Origin of the sequence: Bacteroides celer, from assembly GCF_002632415.2 — a bacterium.
GTDB lineage: Bacteria > Bacteroidota > Bacteroidia > Bacteroidales > Bacteroidaceae > Bacteroides.
The window spans coordinates 653,724-678,887 of the sequence record NZ_CP178209.1; the positions used below are offsets into that span (position 1 = coordinate 653,724).

Sequence of the window (25,164 nt, forward strand, 5' to 3'; positions counted from 1 at the left end):
TATTTAATCTAAATATATATCTTTGTCCCGAATTATAAACACGTAAATTTATGAAAAAGATTTTTGGTGCTTTAATGATTGCTATATGTATAGCTATGGCAATGCCTGCTCAGGCGCAGATACACTTTGGTGTAAAGGGAGGTTTGAACTTGTCAAAGGCGAGTTTCTCTAATGTGAGCGAAAACTTTAAAAAGGATAATTTCACTGGTTTCTTTATCGGCCCGATGGCAGAGTTTAATATTCCAATCGTAGGGTTGGGAGTAGATGCATCTTTGCTTTTTGCTCAACGGGGTATCAAAGTTTCAGAAGGAAATGATGATATTACTGTTAAACAAAACGGTATTGATATTCCTGTAAACCTGAAATATACCATTGGTTTGGGAAGCCTGGCTGGTATTTATCTGGCTGCAGGTCCTGACTTTTATTTCGATTTTGAAAAGAAATCGGGAATTGATAAGAAGAAAGCTGAAGTAGGTATCAATGTGGGCGCCGGTTTGAAGTTGCTGAACCATTTGCAGGTGGGTGCTAATTACAATATCCCATTGGGCAATACTGCTGATATTGAAGGAACAGATGCTTCTTATAAGACTAAGACTTGGCAAGTGTCTGTAGCCTATATTTTTTAAGTAGTCTATCACTTTACATAGTATTTGAAAAAGAGTTTCCGATAACCGGAAACTCTTTTTTGTTTGGGATTGTCCTGCTGCGCTCTCAAATATATTTTCTCCAATTCTCGTATGAAGTAGAGTTTTTCTTTTTAAGTGTTCTCTCTCCCTTCTTTTAAATCCCCGTTTTTTTATTGTATTTTTGTAGCTGCAATGAAAAAGTACGTAGATGTCATATTACCGCTTCCGCTTCCGAAGAGTTTTACTTACTCTTTGCCGGATGAATGTGCGGAAGATGTGAAGATAGGCTGCCGTGTGGTAGTTCCTTTCGGGCGGAAGAAGTTTTATACGGCTATCGTCCTTAACGTTCATTATTGTGCTCCAACGGAGTACGAAGTGAAAGATATATCTGCATTGCTGGATGCTTCTCCCATTCTGTTACCCGCTCAATTCAAATTTTGGGAGTGGATAGCTGATTATTATCTCTGTACACAAGGCGATGTCTATAAAGCGGCACTTCCCTCCGGTCTGAAACTGGAGAGTGAAACGATTGTAGAATATAACCCAGATTTTGAAGCGGATGCGCCATTGCCGGAACGTGAGCAACGTATTTTGGACTTACTTGCCGTAGATTTGCAACAGTGCGTTACTAAATTGGAGAAGGACAGCGGCATCAAAAATATTCTTACTGTCATTAAGTCTCTGCTCGATAAAGAAGCGATTTTCGTAAAGGAAGAGTTGAGGCGTACTTATAAACCTAAAACAGAGGCACGGGTTCGGCTTGCGGGTACAGCGGATGAAAAGCGGCTTCATATCTTGTTTGATATTCTGTCTCGTGCTCCGAAGCAGTTGGCGTTACTCATGAAATATGTGGAGTGTTCCGGTGTTTTAGGAGCGGGAACTCCGAAGGAAGTCTCCAAGAAAGAACTGTTGCAGCGGGCTAATGTGGCCCCTTCTGTATTGAATGGATTGGTAGATAAGAAGATTTTTGAAATCTACTATCATGAAATCGGCCGGTTGGATAAGCAGGAGAAGGAGATTGTCGAATTAAATCCTTTGAATGAGTTTCAACAGCGTGCATTTGATGAAGTCGTACAGTCTTTTCAAGAGAAAAATGTCTGTCTGCTTCATGGGGTAACGTCCAGCGGTAAGACTGAAATTTATATCCACCTGATAGAAGAAGCGATTCGTCAGGGAAAGCAGGTATTATATTTGTTGCCGGAAATTGCATTAACCACTCAAATCACGGAGCGTTTGCAACGGGTCTTCGGTGCTCGTCTGGGTATCTATCATTCTAAGTTCCCCGATGCTGAACGGGTTGAAATATGGCGGAAGCAACTGGGAGAGAACGGGTATGATATTGTTTTGGGTGTTCGTTCTTCTATTTTTCTGCCTTTTCGAAATCTGGGATTGGTGATTGTGGACGAAGAGCACGAAAATACGTATAAACAACAAGATCCCGCTCCCCGCTATCATGCACGTAGCGCGGCTATTGTACTGGCCGCCATGTACGGAGCTAAAACCCTGTTGGGTACGGCCACTCCCTCTATCGAGTCATGGCAGAATGCAAGGGAGGGAAAATATGGTTTCGTACAACTGAAAGAACGATATAAAGAAATCCAGTTGCCGGAGATTATTCCGGTGGATATCAAGGAACTGCATCGCAAAAAGCGGATGGTCGGACAATTCTCACCACTTCTGATACAATATATGAAAGAGGCTTTGGAACAGAAAGAACAAGTGATTCTCTTTCAGAACCGTCGTGGGTTTGCTCCGATGGTGGAGTGTCGTACCTGCGGTTGGGTGCCTAAGTGTAAGAATTGCGACGTAAGCCTTACCTATCATAAAGGAATCAATCAATTAACCTGTCACTACTGCGGTTATACGTATCAACTACCGAAATCCTGTCCTGCCTGCGAGGGAACAGAATTGGTGAACCGTGGTTTCGGTACGGAAAAGATTGAAGATGATATCAAAATCCTTTTCCCGGAAGCTGCCGTAGCCCGGATGGATCTGGATACTACACGTACCCGTTCTGCCTATGAGAAGATTATTGCAGACTTTGAGCAGGGAAAGACGGACATATTGATCGGTACGCAAATGGTATCAAAAGGGTTGGATTTCGATCATGTCAGTATAGTAGGTATATTGAATGCCGATACCATGTTGAATTATCCTGATTTCCGTTCCTATGAACGTGCTTTTCAGTTGATGGCACAAGTAGCAGGACGTGCCGGGCGTAAGAATAAACGCGGACGGGTGGTATTGCAAACCAAGAGCATCGATCATCCTATCATTCATCAGGTCATTGCCAATGATTATGAAGATATGGTAGGTGGACAATTGGTGGAACGTCAGATGTTCCATTATCCTCCCTATTACCGGCTGGTATATGTTTATCTGAAAAATCATAATGAAGCGTTGCTGGATCAGATGGCGGCAGTGATGGCGGATAAGTTGCGGGCTGTATTTGGCAATCGGGTATTAGGCCCGGATAAACCTCCTGTTGCCCGTATCCAGACTTTGTTTATCAAGAAGATCGTTGTCAAGATTGAGCAGAATGCCCCAATGGGACGTGCACGGGAATTGTTGCTACGTATTCAGCGCGAGATGTTGGCGGACGAACGCTATAAATCTTTGATTGTCTATTATGATGTAGACCCTATGTGATTTAATAATTTTCCCCATATAATAACCTTTATTAATTTAATTAACTAACCATGAAACGACTTACTATTTTTTCTCTGACTTGTCTCTTTAGCGTGGGGGCAGTTTTTGCCCAGCAGGGAGTAACTCAATGTGGTGTTCCGACAGGACAACCGAAGTTCCCTTTACTGACTTATCAGGAGTTGCCTGATCCTACTGCACCTTCTGATAAAGAGTGGGCAGCGGTGACTTCCACTCAAGTCTCTTGGGGTACAACAGATACCCGGTATGCGAAACATCAACTCCCGCAGTTGAAGAAACAACAGACTGTTTCCCTGAAAGGCTGGCGTGGCGAACGTGTGAACGCGCAAGCTGTTGTGTGGACAGGCGTAGAACTGAAAGACCTGAATTTCAGCTTTGGTGATTTTAAAGACAAAAAGGGAAATATTCTTCCCAAAGGTGCATTTACAGGTGGTTTTGTTCGTTATGTGATGACGGATGAATTGAATAAGGATGGGAGAGGTGCCTGCGGACATCGGAAGTCTATAGATTATGATTCATTATTGGTGGCCGATCCTATTGATACCAACCTGAAAACGATGGCTTTGCCCGCTCGTACTGTTCAACCGGTTTGGGTGCAGTGTTGGATTCCTCAATCGGCTACTCCCGGAACTTATCAAGGGGAACTGTTAATCAATGACGGCTCGCGTTTATTGCAACGCCTGAATCTCGAAATTACCGTTTCTTCCCGTGAACTTCCTCAACCTTCGGAATGGGCTTATCACTTGGATTTATGGCAAAGTCCTTATGCAGTGGCACGTTATTATCAGGTTCCTTTATGGGGTCAGGAGCATTTTGACGCTATGCGTCCTTTAATGAAAATGTTGGCAGATGCCGGACAGAAGATTATCACGGCTACTTTGACGCACAAGCCTTGGAATGGTCAGACAGAAGATTATTTTGATACAATGGTCACTTGGATGAAACGGGCAGATGGAACATGGGCTTTTGATTATACTATCTTTGACCGCTGGGTGGAATTTATGATGAGTGTAGGCATTGACAAACAGATTAATTGTTACTCAATGGTTCCATGGGAATTGTCATTTCAATACTACGATCAGGCAACCAACTCTTTGCAATTCGTGAAAACTGCACTGGGTGAAGCGGCTTATGAAGAAATGTGGGGAGCGATGCTTGCCTCTTTCTCCAAGCATCTGAAAGAAAAGGGATGGTTTGATATCTGTGCTATTGCGATGGACGAACGTCCGATGGAAGTAATGCAGAAGACGTTGAAAGTGATTCGTAAAGCTGATCCGGATTTTAAAGTATCGTTGGCCGGGAACTATCATGAAGAGATTGAGCCCGATCTATATGATTATTGTATTGTTATAGGACAGAACTTCCCGGAAGAAGTGCGTCTGCGTCGTGTTGCCGAGAACAAGCGTACTAATTATTATACCTGCTGTACGGAAGCCCATCCCAACACGTTTACTTTCTCTGATCCTGCAGAAGCAGCCTGGATGAGTTATTATTCATCTAAGAAACATCTGGATGGTTATCTGCGTTGGGCATATAACAGCTGGCCATTGGAGCCGCTGCTCGATTCCCGTTTCCGCAGTTGGGCAGGCGGAGATACTTATCTTGTATATCCGGGAGCTCGTAGCTGTATTCGTTTCGAACGTTTGATTGAAGGCATACAGGCGCATGAGAAGATCAATATCCTTCGTCAGGAATTTGAGAAAAAAGGAAATAAGGCCGGATTAAAGAAAATAGAAAAAATGCTTGCTCCGTTCAATTTGGGTAGTATGCCGGAAATCCCGGCCGCAGTAACCGTGAACCGGGCTAATCAGATACTGAACTCATTTTGAGAAACAATCATGTATATATGAAGAAAATATTATTTGTCTGTTTAGGAAATATCTGCCGTAGCTCTACGGCTGAAGGCGTAATGCTTCATTTAATAGAAGAAGCGGGACTGGAAAAAGAATTTGTGATAGATTCTGCCGGAATCCTGTCTTATCATCAGGGGGAATTGCCGGATAGCCGGATGCGTGCTCATGCAGCCCGTCGCGGTTATCAATTGGTGCATCGTTCTCGCCCCGTCCGTACGGAAGATTTTTATAATTTTGATCTGATTATCGGTATGGACGACCGGAACATAGATGACTTGAAAGACAAAGCTCCTTCTCCCGAAGAATGGAAGAAGATTCATCGCATGACGGAGTATTGCACCCGTATTCCTGCAGATCATGTCCCCGACCCCTATTATGGAGGGGCCGAGGGGTTTGAATATGTACTTGATGTTCTTGAAGATGCTTGCGCAGGTTTGCTTACTTCTTTAACTCAGGATAACTGATCCGGGTGTGATAAGCAATCTTTAGTTTTTCTTTGAACACAGCTTTCACTGTTGCTATATCCTTGAAAGTGATAGGACATTCTTTAAAGTAACCTTCAGTGACCTGGGAATCGATAATCTTATCGACCAGGTTGCTGATTGTTTCTTCTGTATATTCCGGAAGACTGCGTGAGGCGGCTTCCACGGCATCCGCCATCATCAGGATAGCCTGTTCTTTGGTGAACGGATTCGGGCCGGGATAAGTGAACAATTCTTCATTCGGCTCTTCGTCCGGATGCTCGTTCTTCCAGGAAATATAGAAATATTTTGTTTTCCCCCGTCCATGATGCGTGCTGATAAAGTCCTTGATGGCTTTAGGCAGATTGTGTTTATCGGCTAATTTCAATCCATCCGTCACATGACTGATGACGACCTGTGCACTTTGTTCGTAATTCAGGTTCTTATGCGGGTTAATTCCTCCTGACTGATTTTCTGTGAAGAAAGCAGGGTTTTCCATCTTACCAATATCATGATACAAGGCTCCTGTACGTACTAACTGGCTTTTGGCTCCAATACGGATGGCTGCTTCCGCAGCAAGATTGGCCACTTGCATGGAATGTTGGAATGTTCCTGGAACCGTCTCGGACATTTGCCGCAAAAGGTCATTATTGATATTCGAAAGTTCTACCAACGTTACATTGGAAGTAAATCCGAAAGTCTTTTCCAATAAAAAGAGTAAAGGATAGGTGAATAATAACAGAATTCCATTGATGATGAAGTAAGTGTACATTCGTATGTTCAACTTCGAAAAGTCGGTGGAAAGACCGTTCTCTGTCATTAATTCGAAGGCGAAGTAGATGGCAGCATAAGTCAGTATAACCAATAAAGCCGTCCGGAAAAGTTGGGACCTTTGCGATAGCTCTCTTAGACTGAATATCGCCACCAATCCTGCTGCCAACTGTGTCAGGATGAATTCATGCGGAAAGCGTAAGGATATGGAGCATATCAATATAGTGATGACATGCGTCAGGAAAGCAGTCCTCGAATCAAGAAAGACGCGGATGATAATGGGTAGCATCGCGTACGGGATGATATACACATTAAATAGATTATGTGTTACCATGAAAGCGGTTATGACACTGTAAAATACAATCAACGTGAATAGCAATGACAGACTGCCTTTTCGTTGATAGTAGTCTTTTCGGAACAGGTCGAGATAAAGCATAAAACAAAGCATCAGCATTCCTACAAACAGAATCTGTCCGCCGAGAATCAGACGGTTCTGTCCCATGGACTCATTCCGTTTGATGGATTCTTTGCGTAATGACTCCAAGATATTATAGGTATGCGGGCTGATGATTTCCCCCCGGTCAATAATCTTTTGCCCGCTGACTACTAATCCGTTTGCCCAGGAATAGTTGTTCAGGATTTCTTCTTTGGCAGCTTGGGTACGTTCCTCGTCAAAGGTCAGGTTGGGAGTGATGTATTCGTTCAGTGAGCATTGCCTTAAAATTTCCCGGTTGAAATGAGTGGAGTCTGCCGACAGCAAGTGCTCATAGGCTTTTTTTACCGTGTAAAGATTCTCGGTAGCCTGTGGATTAGCCAGTTTATCATCAATCACCATGACAGATGAAGTGCTGTCTTTGTGAAGCTGCTGTATATTCTCTGTCGAAACGATGCCTGCCTGATAGATTTCTTTTAAAGTGCGCTCAATGTACCGCAAATAATCGATGGAAGGGAGAATACCTTTCAGATTCGTATGGTAATTCTCTTTCAGCTTGGCGATTGCGTCTTTTTCTATATTTTTATCCAGTTGATAATAAGGTTGGAAGAAAGCCATCAGGCTATCTTGTTCCCTTTTTACCACTGCATCCTCTTTATAAATAGGAAAGTCGAAAGTAGCGATCAACTGTCCGTATTTCCAGGGCTTGTTGATGTCGAACTGGTAATTGAATTTTCCGTCACGTGGCAGGAAATAAACAATCAGCGCCACAGTGCCTACAAACAGCAGTGATTTATATAGTAAATCTCTCCATGAAAATCTTTTTTTCTTCTTCAAATGTTCCATATCCACTGAAATTTTTGCGAAAAGTACAAAAAAAAACAATAGTGTGGAAAAAAAGGTTTAATTTTGCCACGATTTACCTATACTAACCCAAATTATGGCAGAAAGAAAAGTAAGAGTTCGTTTTGCTCCAAGTCCTACGGGAGCATTGCACATCGGTGGTGTGCGTACAGCTTTGTATAATTATCTATTTGCACGTCAACACGGCGGAGACTTGATATTTCGTATTGAAGACACTGACTCTAACCGGTTTGTTCCGGGAGCGGAAGAGTATATACTCGAATCTTTTAAGTGGCTGGGTATCCACTTTGACGAGGGAGTGAGTTTCGGTGGTGAGTGTGGTCCGTACCGTCAGTCGGAGCGCCGCGAAATCTACAAGAAATATGTGCAGATTTTGCTGGAAAATGGAAAAGCTTACATCGCTTTTGATACTCCGGAGGAACTGGACGCTAAGCGTGCTGAAATTGCTAACTTCCAATATGATGCATCTACCCGTGGTATGATGCGCAATTCATTAACTATGCCGAAAGAAGAAGTGGATGCACTGATTGCTGAAGGCAAACAATATGTTGTTCGTTTCAAAATCGAACCGAATGAAGATATACATGTAAATGACCTGATTCGTGGCGAAGTAGTAATCAACTCATCTATTCTGGATGACAAAGTGCTTTATAAATCGGCTGACGAACTGCCTACTTACCATTTGGCAAATATCGTGGATGACCATTTGATGGAAGTTTCCCACGTGATTCGTGGTGAAGAATGGTTGCCTTCCGCTCCTTTGCATGTGTTGTTGTACCGTGCTTTCGGTTGGGAAGATACGATGCCGGAATTTGCTCACCTGCCTTTGTTATTGAAACCGGAAGGTAATGGAAAATTAAGCAAGCGTGACGGTGACCGTCTCGGATTCCCAGTATTCCCATTGGAATGGCACGATCCGAAATCCGGAGAAATTTCTTCAGGTTATCGCGAATCCGGTTATTTACCTGAAGCTGTGATTAATTTCTTGGCTTTATTGGGATGGAATCCGGGTAATGATCTGGAAGTGATGTCGATGGACGAATTGATTAAATTGTTTGATCTTCACCGTTGCAGCAAGTCGGGAGCTAAGTTCGACTATAAAAAAGGGATATGGTTCAATCATCAATATATACAGCAGAAACCTAACGAAGAAATTGCGGAACTGTTCTTACCTTTCTTGAAAGAACAAGGCGTAGAAGCTCCTTTCGAAAAGGTAGTGACTGTGGTTGGCATGATGAAAGACCGGGTAAGTTTCATTAAAGAACTGTGGGATGTATGTAGCTTCTTCTTTGTGGCTCCTACAGAATATGATGAAAAGACGGTGAAGAAACGCTGGAAAGAAGATTCTGCCAAATGTATGACCGAATTGGCAGAAGTGATTGCCGGTATTGAAGATTTTAGCATTGAAGGACAGGAAAAAGTCGTTATGGACTGGATTGCGGAGAAAGGTTACCATACCGGTAATATCATGAATGCTTTCCGTCTGACATTGGTGGGTGAAGGAAAAGGCCCGCACATGTTCGATATTTCCTGGGTATTGGGTAAAGAGGAGACGATAGCTCGTATGAAGCGAGCGGTAGAGGTTTTGAAGTAATCGACACAGTACTATGCTTTACGACCTGGCAATAGTCATTTATGACTTTATCGTCCATTTGGCTGCTCCGTTTAGCCGCAAGCCCCGGAAGATGATGAAGGGGCATTGGGTGGTGTATGAACTCTTACGCCAACAAGTGGAAAAAGGGGAACAGTATATTTGGTTTCACGCTGCTTCACTGGGGGAGTTTGAACAAGGACGCCCTCTGATAGAAATGATTCGTGAGAAATATCCTAACTATAAGATATTGCTGACATTTTTCTCTCCTTCCGGTTATGAAGTGCGCAAGCATTACCGGGGGGCGGATATTGTTTGTTATCTGCCGTTTGATAAGCCGAGGAATGTGAAGAAGTTCCTGGATATTGCAAATCCTTGCATGGCGTTCTTTATCAAATATGAGTTTTGGAAGAATTATCTGGATGAGCTTCACAAGCGCCGTATTCCGGTATATAGTGTGTCGTCTATCTTCCGTCGCGAACAAATATTCTTTAAATGGTATGGTGGCACTTATCGCAATGTCTTGAAAGATTTCGATCATCTGTTTGTTCAGAATGAGGCATCCAAACGTTATTTGTCAAAAATCGGCATTAGTCGTGTGACAGTGGTGGGGGATACCCGTTTTGACCGTGTACTGCAAATCCGCGAAGAGGCTAAAGAGCTCCCGTTGGTGGAGAAATTTAAAGGAGACAATTCTTTTACTTTTGTTGCAGGAAGCTCATGGGGGCCTGATGAGGATTTATTCCTCGAATATTTCAATAATCATCCGGAAATGAAACTGATTATTGCTCCGCATGTGATCGATGAGAATCACCTGGTTGAGATCATCGGTAAATTGAAACGTCCGTATGTGCGCTATACCCGTGCTGACGAAAGAAATGTATTGAAAGCGGATTGCCTTATAATAGACTGCTTCGGTCTGTTATCCTCTATTTACCGCTATGGTGAAATAGCTTATATCGGTGGTGGTTTCGGGGTAGGAATCCACAACACCTTGGAAGCGGCTGTATATGGTATTCCGGTGATTTTCGGACCGAAGTATCAGAAATTCATGGAGGCTGTTCAATTGCTGGAAGCAAAAGGTGCTTATTCTATCAAAGACTATGATGAGCTGAAAACTTTGCTGGATCGTTTCCTGACGGATGAATTGTTCTTGCGTGAAACAGGAACAAATGCCGGTTATTATGTGACTAGTAATGCCGGGGCTACAGAAAAGATTATGCACATGATTAATTTCTAAATATATAGTGTAGATCAATGTGAATTCGATATAAGAGGGCAATACAAAACCTTAATAAACGAAGAATCACCTTTACCACAGATAATTGTAATAAAGGTGATTCTTCGTTTATTAAGGAGTTTTGGCACACTTCTCATTGTTTTTCTATATTGGTAGCTAGGCACTTTATTTGTTGACTTCTAACTTTCTCATAGTAGTTCTTTTATTGCATTTATTATTTCTTTATCAGTATTCTCTTTACTATAACCTCTGATGACTTTTCGTATAATTCGCTCATGGCCCATAATGAAAAAGTAAGGAGCAGCACCACCTGTCTGATATTGTTTGATAACCTCATTGGTTGCATTTAGAATGATATAATTCAGTTCCTTTCGGTTTGCATAGTTCCGGATAGCAGATGTTTTTCGACTCCAGGATTCTATGGCAATGAGATCAAATTCTTCACTATTGAATGAATCTTTTAACTGTTTTAAAAAAGGAATAGCTGCTTGACAAGCACCACAACCAATACCGGTGAAGTTGATTAGTATGATTTTGCTTTTGCAGTCGGCTAATGATACGGGTTGTGCTTCTATGTTTTCTAATATCCAGGCGGGAGCTTTTCTACCGATAAGTTCGGAGGCTGATGAATCTCCGTCTTTCTTATGGAGGTCGCTGTATTTTACTATTTCATAATCTTCCGGGAAATAATGAGCTGTATTGAAATCGTTGATTGCTAAATTATTAATCTGAAGATCCGAACACGTTGAAACGCTAATGTCATGGGACATTTCTCTTCGTTTCTTATAAGGTAGATCGTTCGATTTATCAATCCATAGTTCGTATATGGAAGTCGTATTGCCAATGTCGAATGGAGGAAGAGGCAGGTGATAAGCTTTTCCAAAGAATTCAACCTGCTGATTTTCGTCAATTACTAATTTGAAATAGTAATCATTGCCTTCATCTTTTAGTTCTAGTGTAGTATGATCTTTGGTAGTAAGCGCATATTGGATGATGTTTTTTGCGTGGTTGAAGAATGGAGGGCTCACTGGTCTAAAAGGAAGTGGCCTGAATGTAAAATCATCAATTACTAATTTTTTGTTATCATGATAGGTCAATGCTCTTATGTTACCGTCATAATAAAAATCCATCTTTGTTGTATCATTGGCATCCAGTGAAACATAACTTGCACCTATGGTCGAGTCCATGGGATTATTGTATTCTTTAACGAATCCATGCAGGATGGATAATGCTGTTGAATCGCCATGCTGCCAGCTTTCATTAGTGATGTTATATGTGGCGGATTCAATCTTTCCCAGTTTGGTAAGTACCTTCTTTAAATATTCTTTTCCAGAGTTTTGGGCATAGATGGTGGGCAGTGCCGGAAGAAAGAAGATGATAAGTAGTTGTTTTATTCTCATAAATGATGTAGGGTTATATGTTTCTATATTATGTGTGTTACTTTGACGGATTTACAAATCTACGAATAATTCGTAATTTATCTATATCCAATAGGTTAAATAACTTGAATGTGGAAAAAATATGAATAACTCAACAGAATGGATTGGTTGGAGTCAAATAATATAGCGGGAGAATGATGGGAGACAGCTAAAAATAGAATGAGAAATAATTATATGAATGTTATTAGGTGGATAAAAAATGAGAGATACTTGTTTTGAAATGTATCTCTCATTTTATATCTGTTTAGTTATCTGATGTTTATCTTCTACTTATACCATTGAGAATACATCAGATAATTGTGAGCGATCTTCTGATTAAGTTCTTTGGCTTGCTCAGGGTCTACGTTTTTGATAAACTTGGCAGGTACTCCTCCCCAGATGCTTCCGGGTGCAATAATGGTATTGCTTAATACCAATGAACCGGCAGCAACAATTGCGCCTTCTCCTACTACGGCATGGTCCAGGATGGTTGATCCCATTCCAACTAGAGCATAGTCTTTGATAGTTGCCCCATGGATCGTGACATTGTGTCCTACAGATACATGGTCGCCTATTTCAATAGTCGATTTCTGGTATAATGTATGCAAAACACTTCCGTCTTGGATGTTAACGCCATTGCCGATTCGTATAGAGTTGACATCCCCTCTTAATACGGTACTAAACCAGATGCTACAATCATTTCCTATTTTTACATCTCCTATAATAGTTGCGTTATCTGCGAGAAAACAGTTTTCTCCGATTTCGGGAGTGAATCCGCGTACTGATTTTATTAAAGCCATGAGATTTGTTTGATTTAATAATGTTTTTTATTTGGTACTATATTATGTTGTCCGACATCCGGGTGTCGGTCATCCTGACACCCGGGTCTTGGTATGCTTGACACCCGGGTCTTGGTATGCTTGACATCCGGGTGTTGGACATGCTGACACCCGGGTGTCAGACATCTTATTTCTTAAATAGAAGTGGTAGCTTCCTGTAGCCAGACTTTTTCTTCCTCGTTAAGATCTGGAGATAGCTTTTCGTAGACAGTCTGATGGTAATTATTCAGCCATTCGATTTCCTCCTTTGTCAACATCTCCTTGATGATCCCCTTTTTGCAGATAGGACATAAAGTGATAGTCTCAAATTTAAGATATTCTCCAAACATTCCCTCTCCATCTTTGCAGACTAACGTCAGATTCTCCGTACGTATCCCGTGACTGCCTGCCTTATAAACACCAGGTTCGTTGGATGTAACCATACCGGGCTGGAGAATTACAGGGTTTTCATTCATACGAATACTTTGTGGGCCTTCGTGTACACTCAAGAAATGCCCGACGCCGTGCCCTGTGCCATGGAGAAAGTTCATTCTGTGATTCCAGATAGGGATACGCGCCAGTACATCGAGTTGCGCACCACGGGTTCCGGCTGGGAATTTAGCCATAGCCAATGCTATGTGTCCCTTTAATATTAAGGTATAATCCGTCTTTTCCTCTTCCGTCAGTTCGCCTAATGCGATGGTACGAGTGATGTCAGTGGTTCCGTCCAAGTATTGTGCCCCTGAATCTAAGAGTAGGAATCCTTTAGGCTGAAGAGTTACATCGCTTTCCGGCGTTGCCGAATAATGCACGATTGCTCCGTGCTCTTTATATCCTGCAATGGTGTCGAAACTTTCTCCCATGTAGAGGGGCTGTGCTGCTCTGAATTCATGCAGCTTTTTATCTATACTTAATTCAGTTTCTTCTCCGGTGGATACAGATTCTTCCAGCCACTTGAGGAATCTGACAAGTGCCACTCCATCCCGTTGCATGGCAGCATGGATGCCGGCTATTTCCTGTTCATTACGAATGGCTTTCAATAATGTGACGGGAGACTCGCCACGAATAATGGAACATTTCGGATTAATGGCCGAGTAAATCGCATAATTCGTTTTCCGTGGATCAATAAGAATATTTTCTCCGGGGAAAGAATTCAGGAATGTCTCTACCTCATCATATTTCTGTATTCCTATTTGTTGTTTCTTCAGGTAAGTTTTGACCTCCGGTGTCACTTTTTCCGGTGAAATGAAGTAAGTCACCTCGTCCTGTGTAATTAACAGGTAGCTCACTATAACTGGATTGCAATGTACATCGTTTCCTCGTAGATTGAGAGTCCATGCTATTTCGTCCAGTGCAGATATGAATAAAGCATAGACGCCTTTCTTCTTCAACTCCGCACGGATGGCGGATATTTTTTCTTCGCAGCTTTTTCCTGCATATTTGATATCATAAATAAAGGCTGGAGAGTCAGGTATGGAGGGACGGTCTTTCCAGATATTTTTTAATGGATCTCCAAATATATCTACCTGTAACTGATGTGCCGCTAGTTCTTCTTTCATTTGTTCTACCTGTTGCACGGAGAACATTTTCCCGTCAATGCTTACAGATTCTCCGGGTTTTAAGTGCTGGCAGAGAAACTCTGTTATGCTTGGAGTTTCCGGCAGCATCTCTTTGTAGAGTGTGATGCCGCTCCCTTCCAGTTCTTTCGCTGCCTGAAGGAAGTAACGTGAGTCGGTCCATAATCCCGCTTTGTCCATCAGGATGACCGCTGTTCCTGCAGAACCCGTAAAACCGGAAATCCATTCGCGTGACATCCAGTGGGGAGCCACATACTCACTAAGATGAGGGTCGGTGCTGGGGATAATGAATGCTTTGATGTAATTGGGATGGAATGTCATGCGCAAAGCATGTACTCGTTCTTTTATGTTCTGTTTCATACCTTATTATATTATTATAGACATGTAAGTGTTTCAAAGGTACTAACTTTCCGCATTTAATGACTTGTTTATGAATAGTTTTTGAGAAATATTTGCCGAAAGTTTTGTGAATAAAGAAAGTATGTGTAATTTTGCGGCGCAATTTGACTGCGGAATTTTTTTAATCATAACATATTAATAATAACAAAATGATTGTAGTACCTGTAAAAGAAGGCGAAAACATTGAAAAAGCGCTGAAGAAGTTCAAAAGAAAATTTGAGAAAACTGGCATCGTAAAAGAATTGAGAAGCAGACAGCAGTTTGATAAACCGTCTGTAACTAAAAGACTTAAGAAAGAACGCGCAGTTTACGTACAACAACTTCAGCAAGTAGAAGATTAATAATTCGTAATTTCCTTTGAATTATTGAATTCTTTTCATACATTCGTTGCACGATTTTAGATGTAGCGATATTATGTTGATAGAATCTTTTCTTGATTATCTCCAGTATGAGCGGAACTATTCTGAAAAAACCGTTCTTGCGTACGGTGAAGATATAAAGCAACTGCAGGAGTTTGCTCAGGAAGAGTATGGAAAATTTAATCCGTTAGAGGTCGAGGCGGAACTGATTCGTGAATGGATTGTTTCATTGATGGATAAAGGGTATACCTCAACTTCTGTAAATCGTAAGCTAAGTTCGCTCCGAACGTTTTACAAGTATCTCTTGAGGCAGGGAGAAACGACTATAGATCCTTTGCGTAAAATAAAAGGACCTAAAAACAAAAAGCCGTTGCCTGTGTTCTTAAAAGAGAACGAAATGAATCGGTTATTGGATGATACGGATTTTGGCGAAGGATTTAAAGGTTGTCGGGACCGGTTGGTGATTGAAGTGTTTTATGCTACTGGCATGAGACTTTCGGAATTAATAGGTTTGGATGATAAGGATGTGGATTTTTCGGCTTCTCTTCTGAAAGTGACCGGGAAAAGAAATAAGCAACGACTGATACCGTTCGGTGATGAACTGCGGGAGTTGATGCTTGAATATATTAATGTAAGAAACGAAACGATTCCGGAAAGGTCGGAGGCTTTCTTTATTAGAGAGAATGGCGAACGACTTTATAAGAATCTGGTCTATAATTTAGTGAAACGGAACCTGTCAAAGGTGGCAACGCTGAAGAAAAGGAGTCCTCACGTGTTGAGGCATACTTTTGCTACCACAATGCTGAATAATGAAGCAGAGCTGGGCGCGGTAAAAGAACTTTTGGGTCACGAGAGTATTACGACTACCGAGATCTATACGCATGCCACATTTGAAGAACTTAAAAAAGTGTATAAACAAGCTCATCCAAGAGCTTAAAAAAAGGAGGTAAGTATGGATGTTAGAATTCAATCAATTCACTTTGATGCGTCAGAGCAATTGCAGGCATTTATTCAGAAGAAAGTGTCCAAGTTGGAAAAATATTACGAAGATATAAAGAAAGTAGAGGTGTCATTAAAGGTAGTAAAACCGGAAGTTGCTGAAAATAAAGAAGCAGGCATTAAAATATTAATCCCCAATGGGGAGTTTTATGCAAGCAAAGTGTGTGATACATTTGAAGAGGCAATTGATTTAGATGTGGAAGCACTCGTAAAACAACTGGTTAAATACAAGGAAAAGCAACGTAGCAAATAAAAAAATCCCAAATATTTTGCGGGAAAGAAATAAATAACTAAATTTGCAGCCGTTTCGCTCGCGTTAGAACGTGACGGTTGCATTTTTTAGTAAGTTTGCCTCTTTAGCTCAGTTGGCCAGAGCACGTGATTTGTAATCTCGGGGTCGTTGGTTCGAATCCGACAAGAGGCTCAAAAAGAAACCGAAGAACAAAGATAGAACATCTGTCTTTATCATATTGTTTGAAAATAGTTCTTTTATTTCTTGATTTTGAAAAGGGCAAATACCAGAGTGGCCAAATGGGGCAGACTGTAAATCTGCTGGCTTACGCCTTCGGTGGTTCGAATCCATCTTTGCCCACAATCAGAGTGACAACTTTGGCAAGAATGCGGAAGTAGCTCAGTTGATAGAGCATTAGCCTTCCAAGCTGAGGGTCGCGGGTTTGAGCCCCGTCTTCCGCTCTCTTTTCTTGCTGTTATAGCTCAGTGGTAGAGCACTTCCTTGGTAAGGAAGAGGTCCCGGGTTCAAGTCCCGGTAACAGCTCATAAAGGATGTAAATGCTGATTATTAATCAAATAAATAACAAGTAAAGCTATGGCTAAAGAGAAATTTGAACGTACCAAACCGCATGTAAACATTGGTACAATCGGTCACGTAGACCACGGTAAGACAACGTTGACAGCTGCTATCACTACAGTGTTGGCAAAAAAAGGTCTTTCAGAATTGCGTTCTTTCGATTCTATCGACAACGCTCCTGAAGAAAAAGAAAGAGGTATTACTATCAATACTTCTCACGTTGAATATCAAACAGCTAACCGTCACTATGCACACGTAGACTGTCCGGGTCACGCCGACTACGTAAAGAATATGGTTACTGGTGCTGCTCAGATGGACGGTGCTATCATCGTTTGTGCTGCAACTGATGGTCCGATGCCTCAAACTCGCGAACACATTCTGTTGGCTCGTCAGGTAAACGTACCTCGTCTGGTTGTATTCTTGAACAAATGCGATATGGTAGACGACGAAGAAATGTTGGAACTCGTTGAAATGGAAATGAGAGAACTTCTTTCATTCTATGATTTCGACGGTGACAATACTCCTATCATCCGTGGTTCTGCTCTTGGCGCATTGAACGGTGTTGAAAAATGGGAAGACAAAGTTATGGAACTGATGGATGCAGTTGATACTTGGATTCCACTTCCTCCGCGCGATGTTGATAAACCTTTCTTGATGCCGGTTGAAGACGTGTTCTCTATCACAGGTCGTGGTACTGTAGCAACAGGTCGTATCGAAACAGGTATCATCCACGTTGGTGATGAAATCGAAATCCTTGGTTTAGGTGAAGATAAGAAATCAGTTGTAACTGGTGTTGAAATGTTCCGTAAACTGTTGGATCAAGGTGAAGCTGGTGACAACGTAGGTCTTTTGCTTCGTGGTGTTGACAAGAACGAAATCAAACGTGGTATGGTTCTTTGTAAACCAGGTCAGATTAAACCGCACTCTAAATTCAAAGCAGAGGTTTATATCTTGAAGAAAGAAGAAGGTGGTCGTCACACTCCGTTCCACAACAAATACCGTCCTCAGTTCTACTTGCGTACTATGGACTGTACAGGTGAAATCACTTTGCCGGAAGGAACAGAAATGGTAATGCCGGGTGATAACGTAACTATTACAGTTGAGTTGATTTACCCAGTAGCATTGAACCCGGGTCTTCGTTTCGCTATCCGCGAAGGTGGACGTACGGTAGGTGCTGGTCAGATTACTGAAATTATCGACTAATACACAATAATTAATCAGTTCCCGGTTTTCATCGGGAACTGATTATGTACACACGGGAGTAGCTCAGTTGGTAGAGCACCGGTCTCCAAAACCGGGTGTCGGGAGTTCGAGCCTCTCCTCCCGTGCTAATATTATTGAAATGAAAAAGGTAATAGCTTATATTAAAGAATCTTACGACGAACTTGTACATAAAGTATCGTGGCCTACGTATTCTGAACTTGCTAACAGTGCAGTAGTTGTTTTATATGCTTCCCTGCTTATTGCATTGGTAGTATGGGGTATGGATGTCTGTTTCCAGAACTTCATGGAAAAAATCGTTTATCCACATTAAAAATTAGGAATTGAAAATGGCTGAGATTGAAAAGAAATGGTACGTTCTGCGTGCTATTAGTGGAAAAGAAGCTAAGGTAAAGGAATATCTTGAAGCTGATCTTAAGAACAGCGACCTTGGTGAATATGTATCTCAGGTATTGATTCCTACTGAAAAAGTTTACCAGGTTCGCAATGGTAAAAAAATTGTGAAGGAAAGAAGTTATCTTCCTGGCTACGTTTTAGTGGAGGCTGCTTTGGTTGGTGAGGTCGCTCATCACCTGCGCAACACTCCGAATGTGATAGGCTTTTTAGGCGGCTCCGAAAAACCGGTGCCTCTCAGACAATCAGAAGTGAATCGTATACTTGGTACAGTGGACGAACTGCAGGAAACGGGTGAAGAACTCAATATTCCGTACGTAGTGGGAGAAACTGTAAAAGTTACTTTTGGACCTTTCAGCGGATTCAGTGGCATCATTGAAGAAGTGAATAGTGAAAAAAAGAAACTAAAGGTCATGGTGAAGATATTCGGGCGCAAAACTCCGCTTGAATTGGGCTTTATGCAAGTGGAAAAGGAATAACACGGAATTGTTACGCTGTTGTTGTTCTTCGTTTAATGTTTATATATAAATCAATAAAAAAATGGCTAAAGAAGTTGCTGGACTAATCAAGTTACAGATTAAAGGAGGCGCTGCAAATCCATCACCTCCCGTTGGACCTGCTTTGGGTTCTAAGGGTATTAATATCATGGAATTTTGCAAGCAATTCAATGCCAGAACCCAAGACAAAGCAGGTAAGATTTTACCTGTTATCATTACTTACTACGCAGATAAGTCTTTCGATTTTGTAATCAAGACTCCTCCCGTTGCTATTCAATTACTTGAAGTAGCTAAGGTAAAGAGTGGTTCTGCTGAGCCTAACCGTAAGAAAGTTGCCGAGCTTACTTGGGAACAGGTTCGTACGATTGCTCAGGACAAAATGGTTGACTTGAACTGTTTTACTGTGGAAGCTGCCATGAGAATGGTTGCAGGTACAGCTAGAAGTATGGGTATCGCTGTAAAAGGGGAGTTCCCGGTTAATAACTAATAAACTTCAATTGTAATGGGTAAACTGACAAAAAATCAAAAGTTAGCTGCAGAAAAGATTGAAGCAGGGAAAGCATACTCACTGAAAGAAGCTGCATCTTTGGTAAAAGAAATCACTTTTTCCAAGTTTGATGCTTCACTGGATATTGATGTACGTTTAGGTGTTGACCCACGTAAAGCTAACCAGATGGTGAGAGGTGTTGTTTCACTTCCTCATGGTACTGGTAAAGAAGTGCGTGTGTTGGTACTTTGTACACCGGATGCTGAAGCTGCTGCAAAAGAAGCAGGTGCTGACTATGTTGGTCTTGACGAATATATTGAAAAGATCAAAGGTGGATGGACTGATATTGATGTAATCATCACTATGCCATCTATCATGGGTAAAATTGGTGCACTCGGTCGTGTACTCGGTCCTCGTGGATTGATGCCGAACCCTAAGAGTGGTACTGTAACTATGGATGTTGCTAAGGCTGTAAAAGAAGTAAAACAAGGTAAAATTGACTTTAAGGTTGATAAGAGCGGTATTGTTCACACTTCTATCGGTAAGGTATCATTCAGTCCTGATCAGATTCGCGACAATGCGAAAGAGTTCATCTCTACTCTGAACAAACTGAAACCGACCGCAGCAAAGGGTACATATATTAAGAGTATTTATCTTTCTAGTACAATGAGTGCGGGTATTAAGATCGACCCGAAATCAGTGGATGAAATCTAATAAAACAGAGAAATAATGAGAAAGGAAGATAAAAGTACGATTATAGAGCAAATTGCTGCTACAGTAAAGGAATATGGTCACTTCTACTTGGTGGACGTTACAGCTATGGATGCTGCCGCTACCAGCGCATTGAGAAGAGATTGCTTTAAATCAGACATCAAATTGATGGTGGTTAAAAACACTCTGCTTCACAAGGCACTCGAAAGTTTGGAAGAAGACTTTTCACCTCTTTACGGTTCTTTGAAAGGTACTACTGCTGTTATGTTTAGCAATACTGCAAACGTTCCTGCTAAGCTGATCAAAGACAAAGCAAAAGACGGTATTCCCGGACTGAAAGCTGCATATGCAGAGGAAAGCTTCTACATTGGTGCTGACCAATTGGATGCTCTCGTTTCAATCAAGAGTAAGAATGAAGTTATCGCCGATATCGTTGCCTTGCTGCAATCTCCGGCCAAGAATGTTATTTCTGCTCTTCAATCAGGTGGTAACACCCTACACGGAGTTCTCAAGACTCTTGGTGAACGTACCGAAGCGTAAAAATGGAAAAAGGTGTTATAGCCTTGGGAATAACATCCCGAATAATTTTCAAAAATCAACAAAGTATTTAAACAATTAAAATCATACAAAAAATGGCAGATTTGAAAGCTTTTGCAGAACAATTAGTTAACTTGACAGTAAAAGAAGTTAATGAACTTGCAACTATCCTTAAAGAAGAATATGGTATTGAACCTGCTGCTGCAGCTGTAGCTGTTGCTGCTGGTCCTGCAGCTGGTGCTGCTGCCGCAGAAGAAAAAACTTCTTTCGACGTAGTATTGAAGAGCGCTGGTGCAGCTAAACTTCAGGTAGTTAAGGCCGTTAAGGAAGCTTGTGGTCTAGGTTTGAAAGAAGCTAAAGACTTGGTAGACGGTGCTCCTAGCACAGTTAAAGAAGGTTTGGCTAAAGACGAAGCAGAATCATTGAAGAAAACATTGGAAGAAGCTGGAGCTGAAGTTGAACTTAAATAACATTGGCCTGGTAATCAGGTAATTCGGTTAAGAATCCTTCACAAGAGGGTTCTTAACCTTTTTGTGTATATATTTCAAATTAAGTTCTCCAAATTCATTAATAGATGTCTTCAAATACTGTAAATCAAAGAGTTAATTTTGCTTCGACTAAGAATCCGCTCGAATACCCGGATTTCCTGGAAGTACAATTGAAGTCATTCCAAGACTTTCTACAATTAGATACCCCACCTGAAAAGCGCAAGAATGAGGGATTGTATAAAGTATTTGCTGAAAACTTCCCTATTGCCGATACAAGAAACAATTTTGTTCTTGAGTTTCTGGACTATTATATTGATCCGCCGCGTTATACCATCGATGATTGTATAGAGCGTGGGCTTACTTATAGTGTTCCCTTAAAAGCGAAACTTAAGCTTTACTGTACGGACCCCGATCATGAGGATTTTGATACAGTGATTCAGGACGTATTCCTCGGCCCGATTCCTTATATGACTGATAAGGCTACTTTCGTCATTAACGGTGCCGAACGCGTAGTTGTGTCACAGCTTCACCGTTCTCCGGGTGTGTTCTTCGGTCAGAGTGTACATGCCAATGGTACGAAACTTTATTCGGCTCGTATTATTCCGTTTAAAGGTTCGTGGATTGAGTTTGCTACTGACATCAATAATGTGATGTACGCATACATCGACCGTAAGAAGAAATTGCCGGTAACGACTTTGTTGCGTGCAATTGGCTTCGAGAATGACAAAGATATTCTTGAGATTTTCAACCTTGCAGAAGATGTAAAGGTGAACAAGACAAATCTGAAGAAAGTGCTAGGTCGTAAATTGGCTGCACGTGTCTTGAAAACATGGATTGAAGATTTCGTTGATGAAGATACCGGTGAAGTGGTTTCTATTGAGCGTAACGAAGTTATTATCGACCGTGAAACCGTACTGGAAGAGGTGCATATTGATGAAATTTTGGAGTCGGGAGTTCAGAACATCCTTTTACATAAAGATGAACCGAACCAGTCCGATTTCTCTATCATATATAATACGCTGCAGAAGGACCCGAGTAACTCGGAAAAAGAAGCTGTGTTGTATATCTACCGTCAGTTGCGTAATGCCGATCCGGCTGATGACGCAAGTGCAAGGGAGGTTATCAACAACTTGTTCTTCTCTGAAAAACGATATGACCTTGGTGATGTAGGTCGTTACAGAATCAACAAAAAGTTGAATCTGACGACTGATATGGACGTGCGTGTCCTCACGAAGGAAGATATCATTGAAATCATCAAATATCTGATTGAGTTGATCAACTCAAAAGCAGATGTGGATGATATTGACCACTTGAGTAACCGTCGTGTACGTACGGTAGGTGAGCAGCTTTCTAATCAGTTTGCTGTTGGTCTGGCTCGTATGTCTCGTACGATTCGCGAACGTATGAACGTTCGTGACAATGAAGTGTTTACTCCGATTGATTTGATTAATGCGAAGACAATCTCTTCTGTAATCAACTCATTCTTCGGAACGAATGCATTGTCTCAATTCATGGACCAGACAAATCCCTTGGCTGAAATTACGCACAAGCGTCGTATGTCTGCCCTTGGTCCTGGTGGTCTTTCCCGTGAACGTGCCGGATTTGAGGTTCGTGACGTTCACTACACACACTATGGTCGTCTTTGTCCGATTGAAACTCCTGAAGGTCCGAACATCGGTTTGATTTCTTCATTGTGTGTATTTGCTAAGATTAATGATCTGGGATTCATTGAAACTCCGTATCGTAAGGTCGAAAACGGGAAAGTGGATCTTTCTGATAACGGTCTGATTTATCTGACTGCTGAAGAAGAGGAAGAAAAGGTTATTGCACAGGGAAATGCTCCGTTGAATGATGACGGTACATTTGTGCGTAACAAAGTTAAATCTCGTCAGGATGCTGATTTCCCGGTTGTTGAACCGACAGAGGTTGATTTGATGGACGTTTCTCCTCAGCAGATTGCATCAATTGCTGCTTCATTGATTCCGTTCCTGGAACATGATGATGCTAACCGTGCATTGATGGGATCAAACATGATGCGTCAGGCGGTTCCTTTGTTGAGAAGTGAAGCGCCGATCGTAGGTACAGGTATCGAACGTCAGTTGGTAAGAGACTCTCGTACGCAGATTACTGCAGAAGGAGATGGTGTTGTTGACTACGTTGATGCTACTACTATCCGTATTTTGTATGACCGTACAGAAGACGAAGAGTTCGTAAGTTTCGAACCTGCTTTGAAAGAATATAGAATACCTAAGTTCCGTAAGACTAACCAGAACATGACGATTGACCTGCGTCCGATTTGTGACAGAGGCCAGCGTGTGAAGAAAGGTGACATCTTGACCGAAGGTTATTCTACAGAAAAGGGTGAATTGGCATTGGGTAAGAACTTGTTGGTTGCTTACATGCCTTGGAAAGGTTACAACTATGAGGATGCTATCGTATTGAACGAACGTGTGGTGCGCGAAGACTTGTTGACTTCGGTTCACGTAGAAGAATATTCTCTGGAAGTTCGTGAAACAAAACGTGGTATGGAAGAGTTGACTTCTGATATCCCGAATGTAAGTGAAGAAGCTACAAAAGACCTCGACGAAAATGGTATCGTTAGAATCGGTGCTCGTATCGAGCCGGGTGATATAATGATTGGTAAGATTACACCGAAGGGTGAATCTGATCCTTCTCCAGAAGAAAAATTGCTTCGTGCCATCTTTGGTGATAAGGCAGGTGACGTGAAAGATGCTTCCTTGAAAGCTTCTCCTTCTTTGAAAGGTGTTGTGATCGATAAGAAACTTTTCTCACGTGTGATTAAGAATCGTAGCTCTAAACTGGCCGATAAAGCATTATTGCCTAAGATTGATGATGAATTTGAAGCTAAGGTAGCTGACCTGAAACGTATTCTGGTTAAGAAACTGATGACTTTGACTGAAGGCAAGGTTTCTCAAGGTGTGAAGGATTATCTGGGTGCGGAAGTAATTGCGAAAGGTTCTAAGTTCAGTGTTTCTGATTTTGATTCACTCGACTTTACTTCTATTCAATTGAGCAACTGGACTAGTGATGATCATATTAACGGTATGATTCGTGATCTGGTAATGAATTTCATTAAGAAATACAAAGAGCTGGATGCAGAATTGAAACGTAAGAAGTTTGCTATTACAATTGGTGATGAACTTCCAGCTGGTATTATCCAGATGGCAAAAGTATATATTGCTAAGAAGCGTAAGATTGGTGTGGGTGATAAGATGGCAGGTCGCCACGGTAACAAGGGTATTGTATCCCGTGTTGTTCGTCAGGAAGATATGCCGTTCTTGTCCGATGGTACTCCGGTTGACATCGTATTGAATCCGTTGGGTGTGCCTTCTCGTATGAACATTGGTCAGATTTTCGAAGCTGTATTAGGGCGTGCCGGAAAAACATTGGGTGTGAAATTTGCAACTCCTATTTTTGACGGTGCTACAATGGAAGATCTGGATCAGTGGACAGACAAGGCAGGATTGCCTCGTTACTGTAAAACTTATCTTTGTGATGGTGGTACAGGTGAGCAATTTGACCAGGCAGCTACTGTGGGTGTGACTTACATGTTGAAGTTGGGCCACATGGTTGAAGACAAGATGCATGCTCGTTCTATCGGTCCGTACTCATTGATTACTCAGCAACCTCTTGGTGGTAAAGCACAGTTCGGTGGTCAGCGTTTCGGAGAAATGGAGGTTTGGGCACTCGAAGGTTTTGGTGCTGCTCATATCCTGCAGGAAATCCTTACTATCAAGTCTGATGACGTGGTAGGACGTTCGAAAGCTTATGAAGCAATTGTGAAAGGTGAACCGATGCCGCAACCTGGTATTCCGGAATCCTTGAACGTATTGTTGCACGAGTTGAGAGGATTAGGTTTGAGTATCAACCTAGAATAAAATAATAAAGAATATGTGGTGTCAACAAGCCGATGACGGTCTGTTGA

At 41.8% G+C, this 25,164-nt stretch carries 21 protein-coding genes and 5 tRNA genes; 22 read left to right on the top strand and 4 right to left on the bottom strand.

Annotated features, from left to right (window positions below; translation table 11 throughout):
• The first annotated feature begins 50 nt into the window (after positions 1-50).
• The 4 genes from CJF29_RS02090 to CJF29_RS02105 all read left to right on the top strand — a co-directional run bounded on the left by CJF29_RS02090 (position 51) and on the right by CJF29_RS02105 (position 5,610).
• Positions 51-626, top strand: coding sequence for a porin family protein (locus CJF29_RS02090; RefSeq protein ID WP_099145743.1), 576 nt, complete (start codon positions 51-53; stop codon positions 624-626).
• Positions 627-818: 192 nt separating this feature from the next.
• On the top strand, positions 819-3,275 hold the full coding sequence (priA, locus tag CJF29_RS02095; protein WP_099145744.1) for a primosomal protein N': 2,457 nt from the start codon (positions 819-821) through the stop codon (positions 3,273-3,275).
• A gap of 50 nt (positions 3,276-3,325) precedes the next feature.
• On the top strand, positions 3,326-5,122 hold the full coding sequence (locus CJF29_RS02100; RefSeq protein ID WP_099145745.1) for a DUF4091 domain-containing protein: 1,797 nt from the start codon (positions 3,326-3,328) through the stop codon (positions 5,120-5,122).
• A gap of 17 nt (positions 5,123-5,139) precedes the next feature.
• Entirely contained in the window at positions 5,140-5,610 is a 471-nt protein-coding gene (locus tag CJF29_RS02105; protein ID WP_004296375.1) for a low molecular weight protein-tyrosine-phosphatase, read from the top strand.
• Here the strand turns inward: CJF29_RS02105 and CJF29_RS02110 are convergent.
• A complete protein-coding gene (locus tag CJF29_RS02110) occupies positions 5,585-7,657 on the bottom strand; it encodes an HD family phosphohydrolase (RefSeq protein ID WP_008997818.1) in 2,073 nt (690 codons plus the stop codon). The two genes, CJF29_RS02105 and CJF29_RS02110, sit on opposite strands and share 26 nt — an antisense overlap.
• 94 nt (positions 7,658-7,751) lie before the next feature.
• Between CJF29_RS02110 and gltX the strand changes: the two genes are divergently transcribed.
• Together gltX and CJF29_RS02120 are read left to right on the top strand one after the other, a co-directional pair.
• Positions 7,752-9,269 (top strand): glutamate--tRNA ligase, encoded by a 1,518-nt coding sequence (gene gltX / locus CJF29_RS02115; protein WP_074637435.1) that lies wholly within the window; start codon positions 7,752-7,754, stop codon positions 9,267-9,269.
• 13 nt (positions 9,270-9,282) lie between these two features.
• Positions 9,283-10,506, top strand: coding sequence for a 3-deoxy-D-manno-octulosonic acid transferase (locus CJF29_RS02120; RefSeq protein WP_074560050.1), 1,224 nt, complete (start codon positions 9,283-9,285; stop codon positions 10,504-10,506).
• A 188-nt stretch (positions 10,507-10,694) separates the two neighbouring features.
• On the opposite strand, the gene CJF29_RS02125 is transcribed toward CJF29_RS02120, so the two are convergent.
• The 3 genes from CJF29_RS02125 to CJF29_RS02135 form a co-directional block, all read right to left on the bottom strand.
• On the bottom strand, positions 10,695-11,906 hold the full coding sequence (locus CJF29_RS02125; protein WP_099145746.1) for a TlpA family protein disulfide reductase: 1,212 nt from the start codon (positions 11,904-11,906) through the stop codon (positions 10,695-10,697).
• A gap of 305 nt (positions 11,907-12,211) precedes the next feature.
• Positions 12,212-12,724 (bottom strand): gamma carbonic anhydrase family protein, encoded by a 513-nt coding sequence (locus CJF29_RS02130; protein ID WP_074560055.1) that lies wholly within the window; start codon positions 12,722-12,724, stop codon positions 12,212-12,214.
• Between the two features lie 173 nt (positions 12,725-12,897).
• Positions 12,898-14,679, bottom strand: coding sequence for an aminopeptidase P family protein (locus CJF29_RS02135; RefSeq protein WP_074560058.1), 1,782 nt, complete (start codon positions 14,677-14,679; stop codon positions 12,898-12,900).
• Positions 14,680-14,867: 188 nt separating this feature from the next.
• Here CJF29_RS02135 and rpsU point away from each other — a divergent pair, with 188 nt between their 5' ends.
• From rpsU to rpoB, 16 genes are all read left to right on the top strand, one after another.
• Positions 14,868-15,059 carry a 30S ribosomal protein S21 gene (gene rpsU, locus CJF29_RS02140; protein ID WP_002558090.1) on the top strand — a complete coding sequence of 64 codons (192 nt, stop codon included), beginning with the start codon at positions 14,868-14,870 and terminating at the stop codon, positions 15,057-15,059.
• 73 nt (positions 15,060-15,132) lie between these two features.
• The gene (xerC, locus tag CJF29_RS02145) at positions 15,133-16,014 is read left to right on the top strand and encodes a tyrosine recombinase XerC (RefSeq protein ID WP_099145747.1); all 882 of its coding nucleotides are present in this window, start codon (positions 15,133-15,135) and stop codon (positions 16,012-16,014) included.
• Between the two features lie 15 nt (positions 16,015-16,029).
• Positions 16,030-16,329 carry a ribosome hibernation-promoting factor, HPF/YfiA family gene (hpf, locus tag CJF29_RS02150; RefSeq protein WP_004296365.1) on the top strand — a complete coding sequence of 100 codons (300 nt, stop codon included), beginning with the start codon at positions 16,030-16,032 and terminating at the stop codon, positions 16,327-16,329.
• Between the two features lie 97 nt (positions 16,330-16,426).
• Positions 16,427-16,500: transfer RNA gene (locus CJF29_RS02155), tRNA-Thr, on the top strand.
• 85 nt (positions 16,501-16,585) lie between these two features.
• Positions 16,586-16,668, top strand: a tRNA-Tyr gene (locus CJF29_RS02160).
• 28 nt (positions 16,669-16,696) lie between these two features.
• Positions 16,697-16,769: transfer RNA gene (locus CJF29_RS02165), tRNA-Gly, on the top strand.
• Positions 16,770-16,779: 10 nt separating this feature from the next.
• Positions 16,780-16,851, top strand: a tRNA-Thr gene (locus CJF29_RS02170).
• A gap of 51 nt (positions 16,852-16,902) precedes the next feature.
• Positions 16,903-18,087, top strand: a complete 1,185-nt coding sequence (tuf, locus tag CJF29_RS02175; RefSeq protein WP_008997824.1) for an elongation factor Tu — start codon at positions 16,903-16,905, stop codon at positions 18,085-18,087.
• Positions 18,088-18,139: 52 nt separating this feature from the next.
• Positions 18,140-18,212 (top strand) — tRNA-Trp (locus CJF29_RS02180).
• A gap of 14 nt (positions 18,213-18,226) precedes the next feature.
• A complete protein-coding gene (gene secE, locus CJF29_RS02185) occupies positions 18,227-18,418 on the top strand; it encodes a preprotein translocase subunit SecE (RefSeq protein WP_004296363.1) in 192 nt (63 codons plus the stop codon).
• Positions 18,419-18,434: 16 nt separating this feature from the next.
• On the top strand, positions 18,435-18,977 hold the full coding sequence (gene nusG / locus CJF29_RS02190; protein WP_004296362.1) for a transcription termination/antitermination protein NusG: 543 nt from the start codon (positions 18,435-18,437) through the stop codon (positions 18,975-18,977).
• 61 nt (positions 18,978-19,038) lie between these two features.
• Positions 19,039-19,482, top strand: a complete 444-nt coding sequence (rplK, locus tag CJF29_RS02195; protein WP_004296361.1) for a 50S ribosomal protein L11 — start codon at positions 19,039-19,041, stop codon at positions 19,480-19,482.
• 15 nt (positions 19,483-19,497) lie between these two features.
• A complete protein-coding gene (rplA, locus tag CJF29_RS02200) occupies positions 19,498-20,196 on the top strand; it encodes a 50S ribosomal protein L1 (RefSeq protein ID WP_004296360.1) in 699 nt (232 codons plus the stop codon).
• 15 nt (positions 20,197-20,211) lie between these two features.
• The gene (gene rplJ / locus CJF29_RS02205) at positions 20,212-20,733 is read left to right on the top strand and encodes a 50S ribosomal protein L10 (protein ID WP_099145748.1); all 522 of its coding nucleotides are present in this window, start codon (positions 20,212-20,214) and stop codon (positions 20,731-20,733) included.
• Positions 20,734-20,825: 92 nt separating this feature from the next.
• Positions 20,826-21,200 carry a 50S ribosomal protein L7/L12 gene (rplL, locus tag CJF29_RS02210; protein ID WP_004296358.1) on the top strand — a complete coding sequence of 125 codons (375 nt, stop codon included), beginning with the start codon at positions 20,826-20,828 and terminating at the stop codon, positions 21,198-21,200.
• 104 nt (positions 21,201-21,304) lie between these two features.
• A complete protein-coding gene (gene rpoB / locus CJF29_RS02215) occupies positions 21,305-25,117 on the top strand; it encodes a DNA-directed RNA polymerase subunit beta (protein WP_099145749.1) in 3,813 nt (1,270 codons plus the stop codon).
• Positions 25,118-25,164: the final 47 nt, after the last annotated feature.

What these genes read in the sequence shown, in the direction of transcription:
- nusG (WP_004296362.1), top strand. Translation starts at nt 18,435, where the DNA reads ATGGCTGAGATTGAAAAGAAATGGTACGTTCTGCGTGCTATTAGTGGA.
- rpoB (WP_099145749.1), top strand. Translation starts at nt 21,305, where the DNA reads ATGTCTTCAAATACTGTAAATCAAAGAGTTAATTTTGCTTCGACTAAG.
- tuf (WP_008997824.1), top strand. Translation starts at nt 16,903, where the DNA reads ATGGCTAAAGAGAAATTTGAACGTACCAAACCGCATGTAAACATTGGT.
- CJF29_RS02110 (WP_008997818.1), bottom strand. Translation starts at nt 7,657, where the DNA reads ATGGAACATTTGAAGAAGAAAAAAAGATTTTCATGGAGAGATTTACTA.
- CJF29_RS02125 (WP_099145746.1), bottom strand. Translation starts at nt 11,906, where the DNA reads ATGAGAATAAAACAACTACTTATCATCTTCTTTCTTCCGGCACTGCCC.
- rpsU (WP_002558090.1), top strand. Translation starts at nt 14,868, where the DNA reads ATGATTGTAGTACCTGTAAAAGAAGGCGAAAACATTGAAAAAGCGCTG.
- hpf (WP_004296365.1), top strand. Translation starts at nt 16,030, where the DNA reads ATGGATGTTAGAATTCAATCAATTCACTTTGATGCGTCAGAGCAATTG.
- xerC (WP_099145747.1), top strand. Translation starts at nt 15,133, where the DNA reads ATGTTGATAGAATCTTTTCTTGATTATCTCCAGTATGAGCGGAACTAT.
- CJF29_RS02090 (WP_099145743.1), top strand. Translation starts at nt 51, where the DNA reads ATGAAAAAGATTTTTGGTGCTTTAATGATTGCTATATGTATAGCTATG.
- rplK (WP_004296361.1), top strand. Translation starts at nt 19,039, where the DNA reads ATGGCTAAAGAAGTTGCTGGACTAATCAAGTTACAGATTAAAGGAGGC.
- CJF29_RS02135 (WP_074560058.1), bottom strand. Translation starts at nt 14,679, where the DNA reads ATGAAACAGAACATAAAAGAACGAGTACATGCTTTGCGCATGACATTC.
- CJF29_RS02120 (WP_074560050.1), top strand. Translation starts at nt 9,283, where the DNA reads ATGCTTTACGACCTGGCAATAGTCATTTATGACTTTATCGTCCATTTG.
- priA (WP_099145744.1), top strand. Translation starts at nt 819, where the DNA reads ATGAAAAAGTACGTAGATGTCATATTACCGCTTCCGCTTCCGAAGAGT.
- rplJ (WP_099145748.1), top strand. Translation starts at nt 20,212, where the DNA reads ATGAGAAAGGAAGATAAAAGTACGATTATAGAGCAAATTGCTGCTACA.
- CJF29_RS02100 (WP_099145745.1), top strand. Translation starts at nt 3,326, where the DNA reads ATGAAACGACTTACTATTTTTTCTCTGACTTGTCTCTTTAGCGTGGGG.
- secE (WP_004296363.1), top strand. Translation starts at nt 18,227, where the DNA reads ATGAAAAAGGTAATAGCTTATATTAAAGAATCTTACGACGAACTTGTA.
- rplL (WP_004296358.1), top strand. Translation starts at nt 20,826, where the DNA reads ATGGCAGATTTGAAAGCTTTTGCAGAACAATTAGTTAACTTGACAGTA.
- CJF29_RS02130 (WP_074560055.1), bottom strand. Translation starts at nt 12,724, where the DNA reads ATGGCTTTAATAAAATCAGTACGCGGATTCACTCCCGAAATCGGAGAA.
- CJF29_RS02105 (WP_004296375.1), top strand. Translation starts at nt 5,140, where the DNA reads ATGAAGAAAATATTATTTGTCTGTTTAGGAAATATCTGCCGTAGCTCT.
- gltX (WP_074637435.1), top strand. Translation starts at nt 7,752, where the DNA reads ATGGCAGAAAGAAAAGTAAGAGTTCGTTTTGCTCCAAGTCCTACGGGA.
- rplA (WP_004296360.1), top strand. Translation starts at nt 19,498, where the DNA reads ATGGGTAAACTGACAAAAAATCAAAAGTTAGCTGCAGAAAAGATTGAA.